Annotated in this window: 18 protein-coding genes; 5 read left to right on the top strand and 13 right to left on the bottom strand. The window is 67.0% G+C overall.

Translation table 11 applies throughout. From position 1 onward, the window contains the following. Window positions 1–39: 39 nt before the first annotated feature. The 7 genes from AB4Y42_RS33095 to pilM all read right to left on the bottom strand — a co-directional run bounded on the left by AB4Y42_RS33095 (window position 40) and on the right by pilM (window position 7,296). Window positions 40–1,179: a deoxyguanosinetriphosphate triphosphohydrolase gene (locus AB4Y42_RS33095; protein WP_368696531.1), complete on the bottom strand. Its 1,140-nt coding sequence runs from the start codon at window positions 1,177–1,179 to the stop codon at window positions 40–42. A 133-nt stretch (window positions 1,180–1,312) separates the two neighbouring features. Continuing rightward, on the bottom strand, window positions 1,313–2,395 hold the full coding sequence (aroB, locus tag AB4Y42_RS33090) for a 3-dehydroquinate synthase (RefSeq protein ID WP_324157976.1): 1,083 nt from the start codon (window positions 2,393–2,395) through the stop codon (window positions 1,313–1,315). A 75-nt stretch (window positions 2,396–2,470) separates the two neighbouring features. Continuing rightward, complete coding sequence (aroK, locus tag AB4Y42_RS33085) at window positions 2,471–3,025, bottom strand: shikimate kinase AroK (protein ID WP_069268233.1); 555 nt, start codon at window positions 3,023–3,025, stop codon at window positions 2,471–2,473. Between the two features lie 131 nt (window positions 3,026–3,156). Further along, window positions 3,157–4,782 (bottom strand): type IV pilus secretin PilQ, encoded by a 1,626-nt coding sequence (pilQ, locus tag AB4Y42_RS33080; protein ID WP_368691440.1) that lies wholly within the window; start codon window positions 4,780–4,782, stop codon window positions 3,157–3,159. Beyond that, a complete protein-coding gene (locus tag AB4Y42_RS33075) occupies window positions 4,779–5,651 on the bottom strand; it encodes a hypothetical protein (RefSeq protein WP_368696496.1) in 873 nt (290 codons plus the stop codon). Before AB4Y42_RS33075 ends, pilQ begins: the two co-directional genes overlap by 4 nt. Then, window positions 5,648–6,319 carry a fimbrial assembly protein gene (locus AB4Y42_RS33070; protein ID WP_368691438.1) on the bottom strand — a complete coding sequence of 224 codons (672 nt, stop codon included), beginning with the start codon at window positions 6,317–6,319 and terminating at the stop codon, window positions 5,648–5,650. Before AB4Y42_RS33070 ends, AB4Y42_RS33075 begins: the two co-directional genes overlap by 4 nt. Then, window positions 6,316–7,296 (bottom strand): type IV pilus biogenesis protein PilM, encoded by a 981-nt coding sequence (pilM, locus tag AB4Y42_RS33065; protein WP_368691437.1) that lies wholly within the window; start codon window positions 7,294–7,296, stop codon window positions 6,316–6,318. The genes AB4Y42_RS33070 and pilM overlap by 4 nt, the downstream gene beginning before the upstream one ends. A gap of 289 nt (window positions 7,297–7,585) precedes the next feature. On the opposite strand from pilM, the gene AB4Y42_RS33060 reads away from it, so the two are divergent. Further along, entirely contained in the window at window positions 7,586–10,021 is a 2,436-nt protein-coding gene (locus AB4Y42_RS33060) for a penicillin-binding protein 1A (RefSeq protein ID WP_368696495.1), read from the top strand. Window positions 10,022–10,142: 121 nt separating this feature from the next. On the opposite strand, the gene cyaY is transcribed toward AB4Y42_RS33060, so the two are convergent. Beyond that, a complete protein-coding gene (cyaY, locus tag AB4Y42_RS33055) occupies window positions 10,143–10,460 on the bottom strand; it encodes an iron donor protein CyaY (RefSeq protein WP_028206540.1) in 318 nt (105 codons plus the stop codon). A gap of 35 nt (window positions 10,461–10,495) precedes the next feature. Between cyaY and AB4Y42_RS33050 the strand changes: the two genes are divergently transcribed. Together AB4Y42_RS33050 and lysA are read left to right on the top strand one after the other, a co-directional pair. Next, window positions 10,496–10,855, top strand: a complete 360-nt coding sequence (locus AB4Y42_RS33050; RefSeq protein WP_368691435.1) for a lipoprotein — start codon at window positions 10,496–10,498, stop codon at window positions 10,853–10,855. 9 nt (window positions 10,856–10,864) lie between these two features. Beyond that, window positions 10,865–12,136, top strand: a complete 1,272-nt coding sequence (gene lysA, locus AB4Y42_RS33045) for a diaminopimelate decarboxylase (protein ID WP_368696494.1) — start codon at window positions 10,865–10,867, stop codon at window positions 12,134–12,136. Between the two features lie 76 nt (window positions 12,137–12,212). Here lysA and msrQ read toward each other — a convergent pair whose 3' ends face one another. From msrQ to AB4Y42_RS33020, 5 genes are all read right to left on the bottom strand, one after another. Next, a complete protein-coding gene (gene msrQ, locus AB4Y42_RS33040; RefSeq protein ID WP_368696493.1) occupies window positions 12,213–12,932 on the bottom strand; it encodes a protein-methionine-sulfoxide reductase heme-binding subunit MsrQ in 720 nt (239 codons plus the stop codon). Between the two features lie 12 nt (window positions 12,933–12,944). Further along, a complete protein-coding gene (gene msrP, locus AB4Y42_RS33035; protein WP_368696492.1) occupies window positions 12,945–13,946 on the bottom strand; it encodes a protein-methionine-sulfoxide reductase catalytic subunit MsrP in 1,002 nt (333 codons plus the stop codon). A 206-nt stretch (window positions 13,947–14,152) separates the two neighbouring features. After that, a complete protein-coding gene (gene ccsB / locus AB4Y42_RS33030; protein WP_368696491.1) occupies window positions 14,153–15,397 on the bottom strand; it encodes a c-type cytochrome biogenesis protein CcsB in 1,245 nt (414 codons plus the stop codon). A gap of 46 nt (window positions 15,398–15,443) precedes the next feature. Beyond that, a complete protein-coding gene (locus AB4Y42_RS33025; protein ID WP_368696490.1) occupies window positions 15,444–17,681 on the bottom strand; it encodes a cytochrome c biogenesis protein ResB in 2,238 nt (745 codons plus the stop codon). Window positions 17,682–17,845: 164 nt separating this feature from the next. After that, entirely contained in the window at window positions 17,846–18,520 is a 675-nt protein-coding gene (locus AB4Y42_RS33020; protein ID WP_368691429.1) for a cytochrome c, read from the bottom strand. A 238-nt stretch (window positions 18,521–18,758) separates the two neighbouring features. On the opposite strand from AB4Y42_RS33020, the gene yihA reads away from it, so the two are divergent. After that, complete coding sequence (yihA, locus tag AB4Y42_RS33015) at window positions 18,759–19,418, top strand: ribosome biogenesis GTP-binding protein YihA/YsxC (protein ID WP_368691428.1); 660 nt, start codon at window positions 18,759–18,761, stop codon at window positions 19,416–19,418. Window positions 19,419–19,812: 394 nt separating this feature from the next. Beyond that, window positions 19,813–20,811, top strand: a complete 999-nt coding sequence (hemB, locus tag AB4Y42_RS33010) for a porphobilinogen synthase (protein WP_028206531.1) — start codon at window positions 19,813–19,815, stop codon at window positions 20,809–20,811. Window positions 20,812–20,889 lie beyond the last annotated feature (78 nt).

Below are 20,889 nucleotides of genomic sequence, written 5' to 3'. Positions count from 1 at the left end.
GGAATCAGCAGGGGCGGTGAGAGGGGGCGAGCCGCGCCCTCAAACGTCGTCGGCGACGACGAAGAGACGGCGGTACTCCTTCAGGGCATAGCGGTCGGTCATGCCTGCGATGTAATGCGCGATCAGCCGCGGCTGCACGGCGGCGTCCTGCGTCTGGTACGGCGGCGGCAGCAGGCGCGAGTCTTCGCTGAACGCCTCGAACAGCCCCTTCACCACGCGCCGCGCCTTGTTGGCCATGCGCATCACGCGATAGTGGCGGTACAGGTTGCGGTAGAGAAAGCGCTTGAGCGCAGCCGCCTGCGCGGCCACGCGCTCGCTGTGCGCGACGAGCGCGGGCGCCGCGCGCACGTCGTCGAGCGACCGCGGCGCGCACTCGGCGAGATTGCGCCGCGTCTGCCCGATCAGGTCGACGATCAGCGTGTTGATGATGCGCCGCACCGTCTCGTGAACCAGCCGGCGGCCCTCGATCTGCGGATATTCGGCGCGCGCGGCGTCGTAGTGCGTTTGCCAGAGTTCGACCTCGGCAAGCTGCTCGATGGTGAGCAGCCCCGAGCGCAAGCCGTCGTCGACGTCGTGGTTGTTGTAGGCAATTTCGTCGGCGATGTTGGCGATCTGCGCTTCGATCGACGGCTGCCGGCCGAGCAGAAAACGCTCGCCCAGATCGCCCAGATGCCGCGCATGCTCGCGCGAGCAGTGCTTGAGAATGCCTTCGCGCGTTTCGAAGCACAGGTTCAGGCCGTCGAACGCGCCGTAGTGCTCTTCGAGCTCGTCCACGACCGCGAGGCTCTGGAGATTGTGCTCGAAGCCACCGTGCTCGCGCATGCACTCGTTGAGCGCGTCCTGGCCCGCATGGCCGAACGGCGTATGGCCGAGGTCGTGGGCGAGCGAGATCGCCTCAACCAGATCCTCGTTCACGCGCAGATTGCGGGCGACCGAGCGGGCGATCTGCGCGACTTCGAGGCTGTGCGTGAGCCGTGTGCGAAAGAGATCGCCCTCGTGATTCACGAACACCTGGGTCTTGTACTCGAGGCGGCGAAACGCCGTGGAATGGACAATGCGGTCGCGGTCGCGCTGGAACTCGCTGCGCGCGGCGGGCGGCGGCTCGGGATAGCGCCGCCCGCGCGAGCGCGAGGCGTGCGCCGCGAAAGGCGCGAGCCCCGCCTCGAATGACGCGACCAGCGCGGCGCTGGCGTCGCCGCCATGCGCGTCGCTACGTTCCTGAACGCTATGGGGATCACTACGGGGATCACTACGGTTATCGCTGCGGGTGTCGCTCACCGTTCCTCCGCAAGGGGTTGTCGCCGGCGCCGCCTCAGTTCTGCGTCGCGGCGGCGAGCGTGGCCTGCACGGCTTCGTCGGGCGCGCGGCCGATGTGCGTCTCGCCAAAGCGCTTGAGCAGGATGAACTTGATCGCTCCGCCCTCGGCCTTCTTGTCGACCTGCATAAGCTCGACGTAGCGGTCGGCGCCGAGCGCGGGCGCACGCACCGGCAGCTTCGCGGCCTCGACCACACGCACGAGGCGCGTGCGCGAGGCTTCGTCCAGCATGCCCACGCGTACCGAGAGGTCCGCAGCCATCACCATGCCGCAGCCCACCGCCTCGCCGTGCAGCCACTCGCCGTAGCCGAGCCCGGCCTCGATCGCGTGGCCGAACGTATGGCCGAAGTTGAGGATGGCGCGCAGGCCGCCCTCGCGCTCGTCGGCGGCGACGACCGATGCCTTGATCTCGCACGAGCGCTTGACCGCGTGCGCGAGCGCTTCGGGCTCGCAACGGTTGAGCGACTCGACGTTGGCTTCGATCCAGTCGAAGAATTCGGCGTCGGCAATCGCGCCGGTCTTGATGACCTCGGCAATGCCGGCCGCCAGTTCGCGCTCCGGCAGCGTGGCCAGCGCGCCGATGTCGGCGATCACGGCCTGCGGCTGGTAGAACGCGCCGATCATGTTCTTGCCGAGCGGATGATTGATGCCCGTCTTGCCGCCCACCGACGAATCGACCTGCGAAAGCAGCGTGGTCGGCACCTGGATGAACGGCACGCCGCGCATGTAGCAGGCGGCCGCGAAGCCCGTCATGTCACCCGTCACGCCGCCGCCCAGCGCGATGAGCGTGGTCTTGCGGTCGGCGCGCGAGGTGAGCAGCGCGTCGAAGATCTCGTTGAGCGTTTCCCAGTTCTTGTGCGCCTCGCCGTCGGGCAGCACCACCGTGTTGACGTCCTTGCCGAGCGGCGCAAGCGCGGCGCGCAGCGTCTCGCCGTAGAGCGGATCGACGACGGTGTTCGTCACGATCGTGACCGACTTGCCGGCGATATGGGGCGCGAAGAGCGCCGTCTGACCGATCAGGCCGGAGCCGATATGGATGGGGTAGGCGCGGTCGCCCAATTCGACGTTGACGGTAATCATGCTCTGAATCTTTTGGGTTTCCGATGCACTGCCTGCTGCACGACTCACTGCGCGACTCACCGGGCGACCTGCGCCCTACTCGCGCGCCGTGGCCCGCACGACGCCGGCCATGTCGAGCTGCATCAGCACCATGTTGACGAGTCCGTTGACGGAAGGCCGGCCGGTTTCGATCACGAAGTCCGCGACTTCGCGATACAGCGGGTCGCGCACTTCGTACAGCGCTTCGAGCCGCGCCTTCGGGTCTTCGGTTTGCAGCAGCGGGCGATTCTTGTCGCGCCGCGTGCGCAGCCACAGGTCGTGCGGATGCGCGCGCAGATACACGACGAAGCCGCGCGCCTTGAGCGCTGCGCGATTTTCGGGCCGCAGCACTGCGCCGCCGCCGGTCGCGAGGACGATGCCTTCGCGCCCCGTGAGCTCTTCGATCATCTGGGCCTCGCGGTCGCGGAAGCCCGCTTCGCCTTCGAGTTCGAAAATCACCGGGATGCGCGCGCCCGTGCGCGCCTCGATCTCGTGATCGGAGTCGAAGAACGGACGCTCCAGCCGGCGCGCGACCGCCCGGCCCACGGTCGTCTTGCCGGCGCCCATGAGCCCTACGAAAAATACATTGGCGTTTGCGTCCCGCACTTGCAGCGTTTCCTACGAAAGGTTGGTGCCGCAGCTTACTGGCAAAGCGGCGGCATTGTCGAGCCTGCGGCCCCGTTGATCAGACCCCGTAAACATGGGGCTGCCCGCTGGCAGCCAGTTTGCCCGATCAATGAGGGTCAATTCGGCTCCACGACGCGCGGCGTGATGAACACCACGAGCTCGCTGCGCTTATCCCGGTGCGCGCGATGCGAAAAAAGCGCGCCCAGAACCGGTATTTTGCCCAGGAGTGGCACGCGCGTCACATCATCGCGGTCATCGGTCGCGTCGATGCCGCCAATCGAGACCGTCCCGCCGTCCTCGATTTCCACGCGCGTCTGCACGTGCTTGGTGTTGATCGCAGGCCCGGCGGCCGTTTGCTCGCCGACACTGTCCTTCGCCACGTCGAGGTCGAGTATCACGCGGCCATCGGGTGTGATCTGCGGCTCGACTTCGAGTTTCAGGCTGGCGCGCCGGAATTGCACGCCCGAAACGCCCTGCCCGACCTTGGCCTGATAAGGCAGCTCGGTACCCTGCTCGACGACGGCCTTCGTGCGGTCGGCGGTGACCACGCGCGGGCTCGACACCACCCGTCCGCGCCCTTCGGCCTCGAGCGCGCTCAACTGGATGTCGAGCAGACGCGTGGCGCGCGCGGCCAGCAGCGTGAGCCCAAGGCCCGCGGGCTCGAAGCCGGCAATCGGGCCCGCCGCGAGGTCGTACACCGTGCCGTCGGCTTTGGTGGTCAGGCCGCGGGGGGCCGTTGCGTCCACGCTCACCGGCGTCACGCCAAGACGCACGCCCAGCTCGCGCGACAGCCCCTCTTCCCCCTCGACGATACGCGCCTCGATCAGCACCTGACGCGCGGGCGCATCAAGCCGCCACACGAGTTCGCCGATCTGGTCGAGTCGCGCCGGCAGGTCGGTGACGAAGAGGACATTCGTGCGCGCGTCCGCCACCGCCGTGCCGCGCTTCGAGAGTGCGCGCTGTGCGCCCGTGCCGGTCAGGAAGCGGCGCAGATCCTCGGCGCGCGCGTAATGCAACTCGAACGAGCGGCTCGCGAGCGGCTCCAGCTCCGCGGCCCGGGCGTGCGCCTCGTAACGCTGCCGCTCGCGCGCTGCCACCTCCGCGGCGGGCGCGACCCAGATCACGTCGCCGATGCGCGACATCGCAAGGCCGTTTGCTTCCAGCAGCAGGTCGAACGCGGTACGCCACGGCACGCGCTCGAGGCGCAACGTCACCTGGCCGCGCGCCCGTTCGCTTGCGACGATATTGAGCTTCGTGAACTGGGCGAACGCATGCAGAACGGCCGTGAGTTCAGCGCGCTGGAAGTTGAGCGTGATCGGTCGGTCCGCCGGCAAGCCATCGTTGGCTGCCGCGGCGTCGCCGAGGCGCGTCGGCGCGCGCATGGGCACCGGCGGCCCTTCGAGCGGCCCGGCCGCAGGTGTGGCGCTGACCGGTTCGCGCGAAGGCTGGGCGGCGCGTTGGGACACGCCAGCGTCGCCGTCCGCGTCTGCCCGCGAAACGTCTTCGGGCGCGACTTCGGTCGTAGAAGCATCGCTGCCTCCCATGAACGGATTGGCGATCCACTGATTCGCTGCGGGCTCCCCCGCCCCGTCGGGCAACGGCGGCACTTCGTAGCGCGCGAGCGCCGCCGGCGGACGTGCCCACCCAGGTCGAGGCGGCGGCACCGCGGCCCATGCCGCGCACGCGGCAACGCTCACCATCAACGCGGCGAGGACAACAACGCTCCGCTCGAGCGCGCTCATTTCGCCGCCTCCGCCCAGCCGAGCGCGCGCGTCGTCCCACCCGCCGCGACGACGACCCGCGCCGGCCCGATTGCCAGCACGCGCGCATTGCCGACCGCCTCGCCCGCCTGCGCGGACACGACGCCCTCGGGCGTTTCCAGGAGCGCGAGGATACGCAGCCGATCCTGCAGGATGCCGGCAAGGCGCCACCCGTCTTCCGCCCTCCCGGCCGCAGCCGCGTGCGCAAAGGGATCGCGCTCCACCGCTGCGGGAGCCACCGCCAGCGGCACGGCGGGAAGCGCATCGTATACGCGCAACGTTGCCGAGACCGACAGACCGGTTCCCGTGCGCCGGATGGCAAGCTCGAATGGCACCGTGAGCGCCGCCTCGCGCGCCAACTCTACGAGCAGTCGGCGCAGTTGCGCGAAGCTGCCTTGCGCGACCAGCCTGATCGACCGGAACGCCTCGGCTTGCACGCCGCCCGCGACGCCTGGCTCCAGCATATGCAGCACGAGGCCCGATTGCGCGGCGAGTTGCGAGATGCGGCGAATGTCGTCGGCGGAATTGCCCGCACGCGGCGCACGCGAAGGCATTCGCGCCGCAGCTTCGCGCAGCGCGGGCAGACGCGCCAGGACTTGCTGGGCATCGCCGTAGCGCTTTTGAGCGGCTTCCAGCGCGGCGCGCGCTGCATGGACGCCAAGCGGATCCCCGACGATGCAGGCGCCGCTTGCAGTGGCGAGAGCCAGCACGGCAATCGTCAACGCGACAGCCAGGCGGCGGTGCAGGCTCCACGCGTGCAGCGGCGGCCATCCGCGCACGACGTTGCCCGCGCCTGACCGAGCCGGGACGAGCGCCCGCTCCTGCCCAGCGTGCGCAGCCATCGTGCTCATGTCGCCTCCTTCGCTGCGGCGTCGCTCGACGCTCGCGGTGCGCCGGCTCGCGGCACGGTGCTCGCGCCTTGCCAGACGAGATGAGCCGCGACGCGAATCGGTTCGCCGTCGGACGCACGCTCGCGTGCAGCGCCGGCCGGCGCGCCGCGCTTGAGTTCGCGCACGCTCACGGCCTCGACATCGGGCAGCGAGCGCAGCCGTCCGAGCCACGCCGCAGCCGCCGATTCGTCCGCTGCGCTCGCCTGCAGATCGGTTTCATCGGCGAACTGCGCGAGCTGCTGCAAGCCGACGCCCGGCAGAGCGTCGCTTGCCAACGCGTCCGCGAGGGCGAAAAAGCGCGCCGTAGCCCGCGCGTGCTGCCGGGCGAGTCGCTCGCCGACACGCCGCGCTTCGCTCTCCCGCGTGAGGCGCTGCGCCTCGGCGAGCGGTGCACGCCACTGCGCCAGCGGCCGCTCCAGCGCCGCGCGACGAGCCTCGAGCGCGCTGCATTCGACGCGCTGCCAGAGCACGACACCCAGCGCACACGCGCACCCGCCAAGCGCCGCGGCGCCCCATTCGAGCAGGCGCCAGCAACGCCGCCTGCGAATGGCGCGCTGCCGCCACGGCAGCAGATTGAATCCGCCGACGGCCCGACGCGGTAACTCGCGCACGGCGCGCGCGAGCGTCATTCCGCCACCCCGCGCAACGCGAGTCCGAACGCCACCGCGCACGCCGGATCATGCAACAGCGTCGCCGCGAGCGGCCACTCGATGTCGGCCAGCGGTGCGCATTCGAAGGGCAGCACTGGCGCGCCCAGCGCGTCGCCGATGTCGGCCATCGTGAAGTTCGCGCCGCGCAGCATGGCAAGCTCGCCCGAGACCTGCACGCAGCCGGCCTGCTCGCCGTCGACGAGGTCGCGCAGCGCCTCCACGAGATCGGCATGTTCGAGCGCGGGAAAGCGCATGTGCCGGATGACCGAGTCGTCGACGAGCAACCAGCCATGCACGCCTTCCGGGCCGACCCAGATCGCCACCCAGGGCTCGTGCGGCGGCAACTCGTACACCGCCGCGTGCCGCATGGCGCGCAACGCGGCGTGCGCTTCGCCGTCCACGGCGCACAACGTGATGCCCGCCATGGCCGCACACTCGATGCGCGCTTCGAGATGCTGCCGCGCCGTCGCCGCGATCGTCACCTGCGCTTCGTGGCTGCGCGGCGTGGCCGGCAGCACGCTCCAGTCGACCGCCAGCTCGCCGCGCTCCACGCCCGCCACGCGTTCCGCCTCCGCCAGCACGAGCGGCTCGAGCGCCGCGTGAATACCCGACTCGTCCATCGCACCCGCCGGCGCAAGACGCGCGAGCGGCACGGTCGCGACGAGCGTCGCGCTCGTGGGCAGCGCCATGGCGCAACGCAGCGACGCCGCGGCGCTGGCGCGCGGCAACTCGCCAAACACGCCGCGAAGCGCCGCGACGATGGCCGCCCGGTCGACGATCTCCGCGCCGGCGAGCGCCTCGCGCGCGAGCGGCGCGCCCGCCAGCCATTCGAGGCGGACCGGCCCCGCCCCGACAATGCGCTGGCTCAACACCACCAGCGTGACCCCGCGCGCGCTTAAATCCACACCCGCGGCAAAGCGGCGAGCGCCCAACAACAGCGGATTCCCGAAACCCATCGCATCCCTCCCGTTTGTCCGTGCGCCGCAAACCGTTCGCAGCGCGTCGATGGAGAAATTGTGCGAAGCGGGGCGGCGCACGAATACTCGGCCGAACGGCCAACGATCGCCGCCAGCGCTATCCACGCGCGAGGGGCGCGTCTACAGTGCGGATATCAGCAATAAGCGTCAGCAGACGCGTCGACAGAAACAGCGGGTTGCGTGCTCGCATGCGCCGTCCATGTAAGCATCTCGAAAGCCCGTGAGCGAGCGGCGGCTATAATCGCGGGACCGTTTTTCTGGTGTTCGTATGCAAGATCAGCTTCCTTCGTCCGTACCGCCTTCCACGCCGCCCGAGCCGCCCCGGCGGCGCAAGCGCCCGTGGTGGGCCACGCTGCTGATCGCCTTTTTCGGCCTCATCTTCGCCGGCGTGGTGTGCGTCGCGCTGGTGCTCGGCTACGCGCTCGTCGTGGCGACGCCCAACCTGCCGTCGCTCGAGGCGCTCACCGACTATCGCCCGAAGGTGCCGCTGCGCATCTACACGCGCGACCACGTGCTGATCGGCGAATTCGGCGAGGAGCGGCGCGACATCGTCCATTTCAGGGACGTGCCTGACAACCTCAAGAAGGCCATTCTGGCCATCGAAGACGCGCGCTTCTACGATCACGGCGGCGTCGATCTCGCCGGCATCGCGCGCGCGGGCTTCGTCGCGCTCACCAATGGCCACGCCACCCAGGGCGCCAGCACGATCACTATGCAGGTGGCGCGCAACTTCTTCCTTTCGAGCGAAAAGACCTACACGCGCAAGATTTACGAGATGCTGCTCGCCTACAAGATCGAGTCGAAGCTCTCGAAGGATCAGATTCTCGAGGTGTACATGAATCAGATCTATCTGGGCCAGCGCGCGTATGGCTTCGCGAGCGCCGCGCGCGTGTACTTCGGCAAGGATCTGAAGGACCTCACGCTCGCCGAGTGCGCGATGCTGGCCGGGCTGCCCAAGGCGCCGTCGGCCTACAACCCGGTCGTCAACCCGAAGCGGGCGAAAGTGCGCCAAGAGTACATTCTCCAGCGCATGCTCGAGCTGCACTACATCACCCAGCAGCAGTACGACGAGGCCGCGGCGCAGCCGCTCGTCGTCAAGGGCGCGGGCAAGGAATTCAGCGTCCACGCCGAGTACGTCGCGGAAATGGTGCGCCAGATGATGTACGCGCAGTACCACGAGGAGGCGTACACGCGCGGACTGAACGTCGTCACCACCATCGACTCCGCCGACCAGGACGTCGCCTATCGCGCGCTGCGCAAGGGGCTGATGGACTACGAGCGACGCCACGGCTATCGCGGGCCCGAGGCGTTCATCGACCTGCCCACGGACAGCGACGAGCGCGAGCAGGCCATCGACGACGCACTCGTCGAGCACCCCGACAACGGTGAACTCGTGGCGGCGGTCGTGACCGCGGCGAGCCCGAAGGAAGTGCGGGTCACGTTCATGGACGGCAACACCACGAGCATCACCGGCGACGGGCTGCGCTTCGCGCAGTTCGCGCTCTCCGCGCGCGCGCAGCCGTCGCAGAAGATCCGGCCCGGCGCCATCATCCGCCTCGCGCGCAACAACGCGGGCGAGTGGTCGATCACGCAGCTGCCGCAAATCGAAGGCGCGTTCATCTCGATCGTGCCGCAGGACGGCGCGATCCGCGCGCTCGTCGGCGGCTTCGACTTCAACAAGAACAAGTTCAACCACGTCACCCAGGCGTGGCGCCAGCCGGGTTCGAGCTTCAAGCCGTTCATCTACTCGGCGTCGCTCGACAAGGGGCTCGGGCCGGCGACTATCATCAACGACGCGCCGCTCTTCTTCAGCGCCGCCGAAACGGGCGGCCAGCCGTGGGAGCCGAAGAACTATGGCGGCGGCTTCGACGGCCCGATGAGCATGCGCACGGCGCTCATGAAGTCGAAGAACCTCGTGTCGATCCGCATCCTCAACCACATCGGCACGAAGTACGCGCAGCAGTACATCACGCACTTCGGCTTCGACGCCGACCGGCATCCCGCCTACCTGCCGATGGCGCTCGGCGCCGGTCTCGTCACGCCCCTGCAGATGGCCGCCGGCTACTCGGTGTTCGCCAACGGCGGGTATCGCGTGAATCCGTATCTGATCGCCGAAGTCACCGACCAGCGCGGCATGGTGGTCGCCCAGGCGCAGCCGCTCGTGGCCGAGCAGAACGCGCCGCGCGCGATCGACCCGCGCAACGCGTACATCATGAACAGCCTCTTGCAGAGCGTCGCGCAGCGCGGCACGGGCGCGAAGTCGAACGCCCTCAAGCGCACCGACCTGGGCGGCAAGACCGGCACGACCAACGACTCGCGCGACGCGTGGTTCGCGGGCTATCAGCGCACGCTGGCCGCGATCGCCTGGATCGGCTACGACAATCCGCGCAGCCTCGGCGACAAGGAAACGGGCGGCGGTCTCGCGCTGCCGGTCTGGATCGACTACATGCAGAAGGCGCTAAGCGGCGTGCCCGAGTACAGAATGGCGATGCCGGACGGCATCGTCACGCTCGGCGACGAGCTCTACTACGCCGACGCCACGCCGGGCCACGGCTTCGTCTCGACCGTGGGCATCAGTCAGGCGGCGCTCGAAGCGTCGGCGAGCGGCGCATCGGGCGCGGACGATGCGGGCGCCGCGCCCGCCCCGGAGCACGTGAACGCGAAGGAGAAGGAAGACATCATGAATCTGTTCCGCGGGCACTGAGGCACGCCGCAACCGCGGTCATGAAAAAACCCCAAGGGTCGGATCGATGTCCAACTCTTGGGGTTCAGTTCACAGTCTTTCGACTGGCGCCCGTTTCTTTTACGAACTCACGCTTGCGAGCTTATGGCTCGAACCGTACCGGCTCGCCCGCCTGCTCCGTTGCATACGCCGTGAGCGCCGAGAAGAATTCGGTGCCCGTGCGCGTGTCGCGCCATTCGCCATCGATGAAGCGATAGTGGAAACCGCCTGCCTTCGCCGCGATCCAGATTTCGCGCATCGGCGGCTGCAAATTCACGATGATCTTCGTGCGATTCTCGAATTCGAGCGTCAGAACGTTGCCGCTGCGCTCCAGTTCGATGTCCGCTTCGGCCTCGTCCACGGCGCGCTCTACGGCCGCCAGCACGGCCTCCGCGCGGCTCAGGTAGTCATTGTCTGGCATGCTAAACTCCACCGGTTATTCATTCAGGGACAATTATGCGTGTCATTTCCCGGACGCGCGCAGCGGCCCCCAGCGCATGGACGCCCCGCGCGATTCTAGCGGCTTTTGCGATCGGCGCCGTCGCGCTCGCAGGCTGCGGCCAGCGCGGTGCGCTCTACATGCCCACCGTGCCGCCGCTTCCGCCCAAGCCCAATTTCGAAACCACGCAGCCGGAAACCGGCGCGACGCCTGCAGGCGCGCCCGCAAGTGCGCCCGAATCGGCATCGGCACCGGTTGGCACGATTCCGGACACCTCCGGCACGCCGCTGTCGTTGTCCCCGGACACCGAACTCGGCACCCCGCCCGCGACCACCGGCAGCCCACAACCGGCTTCCGACGCCACGCCAACCCAGTAAACCACTCGCATGACCCAGTCCGCTTTTCACCGCGATAACGGCACGCTCTTCGTAGAGGGCGTCCCGGCCGCAGATCTCGCCGCACAGTACGGCACGCCGCTGTATGTGTATTCGCGCGCGGCACTCACCGCCGCATGGCACGCCTACGCCGACGCCTGCGCCGGCCGCCGCGCCAAGGTGCACGTCGCGGTCAAGGCGAACAGCAACCTCGCCGTGCTCAACGTGTTCGCGCGCGAAGGCGCGGGCTTCGACATCGTTTCGGCGGGCGAGCTCGCCCGCGTGCTCGCGGCAGGCGGTAAGGCAGAGGACGTGGTGTTCTCGGGCGTCGGCAAGACCGCTGGCGAAATGCGCGAGGCGCTCGAAGCGGGCGTGAAGTGCTTCAACGTCGAGTCGATTCCCGAACTCGACCGCCTCAACGACGTGGCGGGCCAGCTCGGCAAGAAGGCGCCGGTTTCGCTGCGCGTGAACCCGGACGTCGATCCGAAAACTCACCCGTACATTTCCACCGGCCTGAAGGCGAACAAGTTCGGCGTGGCGTTCGAGGAAGCGCGCGCGACCTATCGCACCGCCGCGGCCATGGCACACCTGGACGTGGTCGGCATCGACTGCCACATCGGCTCGCAGATCACGGAAATCGCGCCGTATCTCGACGCCATCGACAAGCTGCTCGAGCTCGTCGACCAGATCGAAGCCGACGGCGTGAGCATCCGCCACATCGACGTGGGCGGCGGCCTCGGCATCACCTACGACGACGAAACGCCGCCCGATATCGGCGAGTTCGTGCGCACGGTGCTCGATCGCATCGAGGCGTATGGCGCGAAAACGGGCAAGACGCGCGAGGTGTACTTCGAGCCGGGCCGCTCGCTCGTGGGCAATGCGGGCATCCTGCTCACTACGGTCGAGTTCCTCAAGCCGGGCTCGGAAAAGAACTTCGCGATCGTCGACGCCGCGATGAACGACCTCGCCCGTCCCGCCATGTACGACGCGTATCACGCGATGGAACCGGTCGTTGCGCGCCAGTCGGCGCCGCAGACCTACGACGTGGTCGGCCCCGTGTGCGAGAGCGGCGACTGGCTGGGCCGCGCCCGCTCGCTCGCGATCGAACCGGGCGACGTGCTCGCGATCCGCTCCGCGGGCGCCTACGGCTTCGTGATGAGCTCGAACTACAACACGCGGGCGCGCGCGGCCGAGGTGATGGTCGACGGCAAACGCGTGCATCTCGCGCGCGAGCGCGAAAGCGTGGCGCAGTTGTTCGCGAGCGAGCGCGTGCTGCCGGACTGAGTCTTTCGTTCGCACGCCCATGAAAAAAGCGACGCTACGGCGTCGCTTTTTGTTTGCCTGCCTGCGCGCGATGCACCTACGCGGCGCCCGCCCCCGCGCGCGCGGCACGCCAGCGCGCCAGCAGCCACACGGCCACGCGCCAGCCGAGCAGCGCCAGCATGATCGCGCCGTAGAGCTTGGGCAACACGAGGTCGTGCTTGCCCGCCTTCATCCACCAGAAGTGCAGGATCGCCAGCACGCCGATCGCGTAGATGAGCCGATGCAGCGTCTGCCAGCGGCGTCCGAGCCGGCGCGCCATCGCGCGCGTGGACGTCACGGCGAGCGGAATCAGCAGCACGAACGCCGCGAAACCCACCGTGATGAACGGCCGCTTGCCCACGTCCTTGAGCATCGCGGCAACGTCGAACCACTTGTCGAACCAGATGTAGGTCGTGAAGTGCAGCGTCGCATAGAAAAACGCGAAGAGGCCCAGAATGCGCCGAAAGCGCACCAGCGTATTCCAGCCCGTGAGTCGTCGCAGCGGCGTGACCGCGAGCGTGATGCAGAGGAACACCAGCGTCCACAGGCCCGTGGAGCGCGTGATGAACTCGATCGGATTCGCACCGAGTCCGTCCGTGAAGCCGAACAGCACGAGGCGCGCGAGCGGATACAGCGCCGCGACGAACACCGCCGCCTTCGCCCACGGCAGCCAGCGCGGAGCCGTCACGCTCCCCGCCTTTCGCGCAGGACGCGCCTGGCCCGCCCCCACGCGCGCGGCAGCCTGTGGTGTCGTCGTCGATTCCATCTCTCGCTCCATCTAGCTCGTTGCTCAGAAGTTCTTGCGCAGATCCATGCCCTGATACATCGACGCGACGAGGTCGCCGTAGCCGTTGTACATGAGCGTCTTGCGCTTGGGCTGGAAGAAGCCGTCCTCGCCGATGCGCCGCTCCGTGGCCTGGCTCCAGCGCGGGTGATCGACGTTCGGATTCACGTTCGAATAAAAGCCGTATTCGTTCGGCGCGTACTTGTTCCAGCTCGTGGGCGGCTGGTTCTCGACGAAGCGGATCTTCACCAGCGACTTCGCGCTCTTGAAGCCGTACTTCCACGGCACCATCACCCGCACGGGCGCGCCGTTCTGGTTCGGCAGCACCTGGCCGTAGAGGCCGACCGTGAGCAGCGTGAGCGGATTCATCGCTTCATCCATGCGCAGGCCTTCGGAATACGGCCAGTCGAGAATCGGCTCGGCGAGGCCCGGCATTTGCGAGGGGTCGGCGAGCGTGATGAACTGCACGTAGCGTGCGTTGCCCGTGGGCTGCGCGCGGCGGATCAGTTCGGAAAGCGAAACACCGATCCACGGCACGACGATCGACCAGCCCTCCACGCAACGATGCCGGTACACGCGCTCTTCGAGCGGCGCGAGCTTGAGGATCTCGTCGATGTCGTAGACCTTCGGGTTCTTCACCTCGCCCTCGACGCTCAGCTTCCACGGGCGCGGCCGCAGCGTGTGCGCGTTTTGAGCCGGATCGCCCTTGTCCGTGCCGAACTCGTAGAAGTTGTTATAGGTCGTGATGTCCTTGTAGGGCGTGACCTTGTCGAGCGCGACGAACTTCGTGTTCGTCTGCGCGGCGAGCTTCTGCGCCTTCGGGTCGCCGGGGGCGTATTCCGCAAGCGCCTGCGTTGCACCGAACGGCCCCGCAATGCCGCCGAGCGCGAGCGCGCCCGCGGCCCGCAGAATGCGCCGGCGCTGTTCGTACACCTTTTGCGGCGTGATTTCGCTCGCGGGGATGTCGTCGCCGTTGAGCAAGATCCTGCTGCTCCGCTTGATCCACATATCGCTGCTCCTGCTTCTTGCGTGGCGTGCGCCGCCAGCACATTGATCGTATCTCGACCCGTCCTGGCGTGCTGTGCACGACGTGGATCGACTGGATGACCTCAAGCGGGCAAACGCGCAATTCGCAGAAAACTTCCGGGCGGACGAAAAAAAACCGTCGGAGCGCGAGGCATCCGACGGTTAATTCGTCTTGCGGGCCGATTTGGTTACAGCTTGCCGTAGCTGTGCAGGCCCGAAAGGAACATGTTCACGCCGAGGAATGCGAAGGTCGTGACGAGCAGCCCGGTGAGCGCCCACCAGGCCGCCACGCCGCCTCGCAGGCCCTTCATGAGGCGCATGTGCAGCCAGGCCGCGTAGTTGAGCCACACGATCAGCGCCCAGGTTTCCTTCGGGTCCCAGCTCCAGTAGCCGCCCCAGGCCTGCGCGGCCCACAGCGCGCCGAGAATGGTCGCGATGGTGAAAAACGCGAAACCCACGGCGATCGACTTGTACATGACGTCGTCGAGCACCTCGAGCGCGGGCAGGCGGTCCGCCAGCACGCCGCGCTCCTTCATGATGTACGCCACGCCCACCATGGCCGAAAGCGCGAAGCTGCCGTAGCCGATGAAGTTCGCGGGCACGTGGATCTTCATCCACCAGCTCTGCAATGCGGGCACGAGCGGCTGGATCTGCTGCGCGTCGCGCGAGATCGAGTACCACATCAGGAAGCCCACGGCCGCGCCGATCACGAGCAGCACGAACGCGCCGAGCGCACGCGTGTCGTAGTGTCTTTCGTAATACAGATAGAAGAGCGCGGTGATGAGGCTGAACAGCACGAACACTTCGTAGAGGTTCGAGATGGGAATGTGCCCGACGTCCGCGCCGATGAGATAGGACTCGTACCAGCGCACCATCAGGCCGACGAAGCCCATGAGCACCGCCGCCCATGTGAGCTTCGAGCCGATCGAGCCGCCCGAGGGCGAGCGCGAGAGCAGGCCGATCCAGTAGAACAGCGTGGCGAGCACGAACAGCGCGCTCATCCACAGAATGGCCGACTGGCTGGAGAGGAAATACTTGAGGAAGAACGCCTGATCCGCGCGCGCGAGGTCGCCCTGGTAGATCTGGATCGCGAACAGCGCGAGCACCGCGATGCCGGCCATGAGCAGCCGCGCCGGCTTCCAGCGCCAGCCCAGCACGACGAGCGCCGGCGTCGTGCCGCACAGCACCAGCTTGTCGTAGTAATTCATGTGCGCGTGGTAGCGCGAGAGCGCGAAGCCCGCGCCCGCCACGAGCGCCAGCGCGAACAGCCAGTCCACCACCGTCAGGCGCCGCAGCAAGGGGCGTTCGTCGAACAGGGCGTCGGCGAGGGGATCGCGGGCAGTCGCGGCGCCGTGCGCCACAGCGGCATTGGCCACCTGCGCACGTTCGGCGCGGCGAGCCTTCGCGGAGGAGGAAACCTGAGACAAGTCCATGGGCTTACCGGTGTTGATCGTGAGTGGCTGTAATCGCGTGCGTGAATCAGGGCGCACGGTCCGTGCCGCTGCCGTTCGTGTCGCCCGCCTCGTTCGCGGTGCCGGTTTGCGGCGCCGCGCCTAGCGCACGGCCGACCGCGTCGCGGGTACGGGCGAACTCCTTCTCGAAGTCGAGGGTACGGCGGGCGGTCGACATCGCCATGATGACGTCGACGCCGTGGTCCTGACCGTCCTGCCCCTTCCGGTCCTTCAGCCAGAACCACAGACGCCGCTCACGCACGTAGAACATCGAGAAGATGCCGAGCACGAGCAATAGGCTGCCAAGATACACGACTTTCTTGCCCGGCGCGCGCGTCAACTGAAATACCGAAGCTTGCACCTGCTTGAATGAATCGAGCTGTAGATAGACAGGCGATCCATACAGGAAACTGTCGGAAATCGCGTTGATCGAGTCCTGCACGAAGCGCGCGGCGTCGGCATCGGGCTTCAGGTCGGACTCGCCGGCCTGCTCGCGCGCGAGCTGCCAGAGGTCCCATGTCGCACCCTCGAGCATGCGCAGCAGGAGGCTCGCCGCCTTTTCCTGCTGCTCCTTCGGCACCGACTTGTCGATGAACGCCGCCACGGCCTGGAAACCGCCAGCGGCGCCTGCAGCGCCCGCAGCACCGGCCTGCGGGGCATCCAAGCCTGCGAACAGGGTCAAGACGCGCTCGGCGCTGTCCTCGAGATGTTGTTGCAGCTCCCGGTTCGAATCGGGGACCGAGCGCGCGGCGAAACGCTTCGCGGCCTGCACGCGCAATGCGGGGTCCTCGAAGGCCGCGCGCAGCATCATCCACTCCTTCGGCGTGCCGCCGCTGTCGGCGGGAATACGCAGGTAGCGGAACGGATCGTCGGGATTCTCGCGCATGCCCGCGAGGAACATGCGATCGCCGCCGCCCACGTCCACGGGCAGCATGTAGTTGTTGTACTCGCGCGCCTGGCCGTTCTTGTCGCGCACCTTGTACTGCACCGAGGGGCCGACGTTATGCAGGTCGAGCGGCTTCGAGCTCTTCGCACCGGAGCCGAGGCGCTCGTCGAACGCCTCCTTGAGCGACTGGTGCGCCACGCCGCGCGCGTCGTTCGCGCCGCTGCCATTCGAGATGTTCTCGACGTTGATCGCGCGGAAGTCCGCGAATTCGATGGTCTGACCGTCCACGCCCGGCACCGTCTGGCCGGCGGGCACCGCGAGCGGCGCCGAATTGCCGATCGTGCCGCCGAACGGGAAACTCTTCGCGCCTGCGCCCGACATGGGCCACGCCGTCATCGACATCTGCGAGCCGCCGTCCTGGAAGCTCGACTGATAGATCGACACGCCGTCGTACTCGAACGGCTCGTTCACCTCGATGCGCGCCGGAACGCGCTGGCCGGTCTTGTGGTCGATCACGACGATGTCGCTCGCGAACAGCTTGGGCATGCCCGTCGAGTAGTAATCGACGATGAACTTGTTGAGTTGTATCGAGAACGGCAGGTCCTGGATCAGCGAGCCATCGGGCTGGTTGAGGATGGCCGTGGAGACGAACTGGCCCTCGGGCACCCAGGCGTAGCCGCGGAAGGTCGGGTTCGATTGCGAGAGCCGGTGCTCGGGCGCAATGTCGTTGATGACTGCGTTGCTGCGGATCGGCGTCTTGTCGAACAGCCACATCTGGAATTTGATCGGCAGATTGCTGTCGAGCAGGCCGCCGAGGCAAATGATCACGATCGCGAGGTGCGCGAAGATGTAGCCGATCTTGGTGAGCGCACCGCGCTTGGCCGCAATGAGCGTGGCGCCATCGCTCTCGCGCGTGACGAACCGGTAGCCCATGCGCCCCGCCAGCTTGCCGAGCGTGGCGGCCGTTTGCTCGCGCGAGCCGCCCTCCACCGCGAACTCGCCCTTGTGATGGAACGCGCGCAGGCTGCCTTCGCGGACCTTGTCCTTCCAGCTCTTCATGTCCGCGAGCATCTTCGGCGCGTTGCGGATCACGCACAGCGAAACCGACACCACGAGAAAGCCGAGGATCGTCATGAACCACCACGCGCTGTAGACCGTGTAGAGGCTCAGCGAGCGGAAGATGTCGGCCCAGAAGGGGCCGAACTGGTTGACGTAGTTCGGGTACGGGTCGTCCTGCGTGAGCACCGTGCCGATGATGCTCGCAATGGCGAGCACGACGAGCAGCGCAATTGCGAAGCGCATCGAGCTGATCAGCTCGACGGCGCTCCTCACCGCCTTCTGGCGAACATTCAACTGCAAACCCTGCGTGGTGACGCTCATTCAAACTCCGCTTTTTCGCTCTTGCTGCTTTCTTGCCGAACAGGCGCTACAGCAAAAAAGGGTGCAGGCGCGCCGCCAGCGTGACGACGCCCTCACCCTTTTCTTGTTTTCCGGCCGGCCGCGCCGTGGAACTGCTGATCAAACGCGCGGCAAACCTGCTGCGCTCAATGCAGGCCGGCCGCGTAATCGGCAACGGCCTTGATCTCGTCGTCTGAGAGGCGGTGCGCGATGGTGCGCATCGGATCGTTATTGTTACGCGTGCCCTGCTGGAAAGCATTGAGCTGTGCAACGATATATTCCGACCACTGGCCCGAGAGGCGCGGATACTGGATCGGAATCCCCTGACCCGTGGGTCCGTGGCACGCCGCACAGGCCGGCACGCCCTTGTCGGCGATGCCGCCGCGCCAGATCGACCGGCCGAACGGCACGGTCTTCGCGTCGCGCGCGTAGCCGGGTTTGGATGTCTGGGAGGAGAACCAGGCTGCGACGTTGATCATATCCTGGTCTGACAGCGCGGCAGCGAAGCCGGCCATGATGGGGTTTGCGCGCGCCGCGGGCTTGCCGCCGGGCTGCGCTTTGAAGTCCTTGAGTTGCTTGACGAGATAGTCGGCGTGCTGGCCGGCGAGCTTGGGATACGCGCCACCGGTGCTGTTGCCGTCGGCCGCGTGACAGGCCGCGCACACCTGCGCGGCAATGGCTTGCCCCCGGGCGACGTCGGGCTTGGCCGGCGTTCCCTGATCCGCCGCGCTTGCCTGCCCCGCCATCATGAATAAACCTGCTGTAAGACCTGACGCTATCGCACTCTCGAACACCTTCAAGCACTTGCCCAGTCGATTCATTCGCGCACCTTGTTTCGTCTTGTGGGAATCAGGTTCTGCAATGTACGACAGCGACCGATCTACCTCGAAAGGCCCGCGCCGGCCTCGCTGGTATTCAGTAAACCATCGCATTGTACAATAGCGCGCAAGGCGCCACGGCGCCAGTCGGGCCTGCCCCCGATATCCCAGAATCCATCCCGGGCGCGTCCGGGCCCGGCGGGCCACCCGCCGCGTTGTCTCACATTGTGGTCCTTTTCCGATGGCCTTCCTGCTGCACCAAGCCCGCTTCTTCACGACGGTGAACCATCTGCGCGACCTGCCCGCTACGGCGCGGCCCGAGGTAGCGTTCGCCGGCCGTTCGAACGCCGGCAAGTCCACCGCCATCAATCTGCTGTGCAACCAGAAGCGGCTCGCCTTCGCCTCGAAGACGCCAGGCCGCACCCAGCACATCAACTACTTCTCGGTCGGCCCCGCCGACGAACCGGCGGGTTATCTCGTCGACCTGCCCGGCTACGGTTACGCCGAAGTGCCGGCCGCCGCGAAGGCGCACTGGGAGCAGTTGCTTTCGCTCTATCTGCAAACGCGCGCGCAACTCTCCGGCCTCATCCTGATGATGGACGCGCGCCGCCCGCTCACCGACCTCGACCGCCGCATGATCGAGTGGTTCGCGCCGACGGGCAAACCGATTCACGCACTCCTTACGAAGTGCGACAAATTGACGCGTCAGGAAAGCGTGCTCGCGCTGCGCACGACCAACAAGGCGTTCGACGAGTACAGCAAGCAAGGCTACGAAGGGAAGCTGAGCGCCCAGCTCTTTTCGGCGCTCAAGCGCGTGGGGCTCGACGAGGCGCACGCCGTGATCGAGAGCTGGATCGTGCCGCAGGCATCGGTCGGCGAAACCGACGCGCAAGCGGAGTAACGCCCTCGGGCCAGTCGCTTCAGGCCGGCCCTCGATCATGCAAAAGCCCACACTGTCGGGCTTTTCACGCGCATTCATCAGATCTTTTCGCAAGGCCGGCGCGGCATCTGCCGCGTTATGTGCGCTAGCGCACGCAGACCACGCCAACGCCGGGCATAAGCGCCCTTTCCGGTCTGCGCCGCGGGTCTTGCTACGCCCCTTCCGGCGCACATAAAAAAACCCGCCGTGGTTTCCGGCGGGTTAAACAGCCTTATCGAAAAACGACAGGCACCCGCTCAGGGAGGAGAAGCGGGGAGCTCGGCGCCAGGCGCCTCGCTCGATCGGTATGATATACCATTGTCCCGAAAAGTTTCCTGCGCCCCGGGACCCATCCCGTTTCAAGATATCCGCCGACATGAGCTTCTATCCGCATCATCGTCCGCGCCGCATGCGACGTGACGATTTCTCGCGCCGTCTGATGCGCGAAAACCTCCTCACCACGAACGACCTGATCTACCCCGTATTCGTCATTGCGGGCAACAACGTGCGCGAAGCCGTGCCGTCGATGCCTGGCGTCGAACGCGTGTCGATCGATCTGCTGATGGGCGTCGCCGAACAGTGCGTCGAACTCGGCATTCCGGTGCTGTCGCTCTTCCCCGTCGTCGATCCGGCGCTCAAGACGCCCGATGGCATCGAGGCGACGAACCCCGACGGCGTGATTCCGCGCGCCGTGCGCGAACTGAAGAAGCGCTTCCCCGACCTCGGCGTGCTGTGCGACGTCGCGCTCGACCCGTACACGAGCCACGGCCAGGACGGCGTGCTCGACGAGAACGGCTACGTCATCAACGACGAGACCATCGAGATCCTCGTCGCGCAGGCCCGTGCACAGGCGGAAGCCGGCGTCGATATCGTCGCGCCTTCGGACATGATGGACGGGCGCATCGGTGCGATCCGCGAGATGCTCGAAAGCGAGAACCACATCCACACGCGCATCATGGCGTACTCGGCCAAATACGCTTCGGCGTTCTACGGTCCGTTCCGCGACGCCGTGGGCTCGGCGTCGAATCTGGGCAAGGGCAACAAGATGACCTACCAGATGGACCCGTCGAACTCCGACGAGGCGCTGCGTGAAGTGCGCCTCGACATCGAGGAAGGCGCCGACATGGTGATGGTGAAGCCCGGCATGCCGTATCTCGACATCGTGCGCCGCGTGAAGGACGAATTCCGCTTCCCGACCTACGTGTACCAGGTGAGCGGCGAGTACGCCATGCTCAAGGCCGCCGCGCAGAACGGCTGGCTCGATCACGACAAGGTGATGATGGAATCGCTGCTCGCGTTCAAGCGCGCGGGAGCCGACGGCATCCTCACGTATTTCGCGCTCGACGCCGCGCGTTTGCTGCGCGCGCAGAAGTAAGCGCTGAGCGCATCGCATGAAAAAAGGCACGTCCACGGACGTGCCTTTTTGCTTTTGGGCCGATGCGCGTTCTCACAC

Source organism: Paraburkholderia sp. EG286B (assembly GCF_040965655.1).
Taxonomy (GTDB): domain Bacteria; phylum Pseudomonadota; class Gammaproteobacteria; order Burkholderiales; family Burkholderiaceae; genus Paraburkholderia.
This window is presented reverse-complemented; position numbering and strand designations above follow the sequence as displayed.

Excerpts from the sequence above, each read along its gene's own strand:
- ccsB (WP_368696491.1), bottom strand. The coding sequence starts at position 15,397 with ATGGACTTGTCTCAGGTTTCCTCCTCCGCGAAGGCTCGCCGCGCCGAA.
- AB4Y42_RS33050 (WP_368691435.1), top strand. The coding sequence starts at position 10,496 with ATGCGTGTCATTTCCCGGACGCGCGCAGCGGCCCCCAGCGCATGGACG.
- aroB (WP_324157976.1), bottom strand. The coding sequence starts at position 2,395 with ATGATTACCGTCAACGTCGAATTGGGCGACCGCGCCTACCCCATCCAT.
- AB4Y42_RS33025 (WP_368696490.1), bottom strand. The coding sequence starts at position 17,681 with ATGAGCGTCACCACGCAGGGTTTGCAGTTGAATGTTCGCCAGAAGGCG.
- msrP (WP_368696492.1), bottom strand. The coding sequence starts at position 13,946 with ATGTGGATCAAGCGGAGCAGCAGGATCTTGCTCAACGGCGACGACATC.
- AB4Y42_RS33020 (WP_368691429.1), bottom strand. The coding sequence starts at position 18,520 with ATGAATCGACTGGGCAAGTGCTTGAAGGTGTTCGAGAGTGCGATAGCG.
- cyaY (WP_028206540.1), bottom strand. The coding sequence starts at position 10,460 with ATGCCAGACAATGACTACCTGAGCCGCGCGGAGGCCGTGCTGGCGGCC.
- pilQ (WP_368691440.1), bottom strand. The coding sequence starts at position 4,782 with ATGAGCGCGCTCGAGCGGAGCGTTGTTGTCCTCGCCGCGTTGATGGTG.
- hemB (WP_028206531.1), top strand. The coding sequence starts at position 19,813 with ATGAGCTTCTATCCGCATCATCGTCCGCGCCGCATGCGACGTGACGAT.
- AB4Y42_RS33060 (WP_368696495.1), top strand. The coding sequence starts at position 7,586 with ATGCAAGATCAGCTTCCTTCGTCCGTACCGCCTTCCACGCCGCCCGAG.
- AB4Y42_RS33070 (WP_368691438.1), bottom strand. The coding sequence starts at position 6,319 with ATGACGCTCGCGCGCGCCGTGCGCGAGTTACCGCGTCGGGCCGTCGGC.
- msrQ (WP_368696493.1), bottom strand. The coding sequence starts at position 12,932 with ATGGAGCGAGAGATGGAATCGACGACGACACCACAGGCTGCCGCGCGC.
- lysA (WP_368696494.1), top strand. The coding sequence starts at position 10,865 with ATGACCCAGTCCGCTTTTCACCGCGATAACGGCACGCTCTTCGTAGAG.
- yihA (WP_368691428.1), top strand. The coding sequence starts at position 18,759 with ATGGCCTTCCTGCTGCACCAAGCCCGCTTCTTCACGACGGTGAACCAT.
- AB4Y42_RS33075 (WP_368696496.1), bottom strand. The coding sequence starts at position 5,651 with ATGAGCACGATGGCTGCGCACGCTGGGCAGGAGCGGGCGCTCGTCCCG.
- pilM (WP_368691437.1), bottom strand. The coding sequence starts at position 7,296 with ATGGGTTTCGGGAATCCGCTGTTGTTGGGCGCTCGCCGCTTTGCCGCG.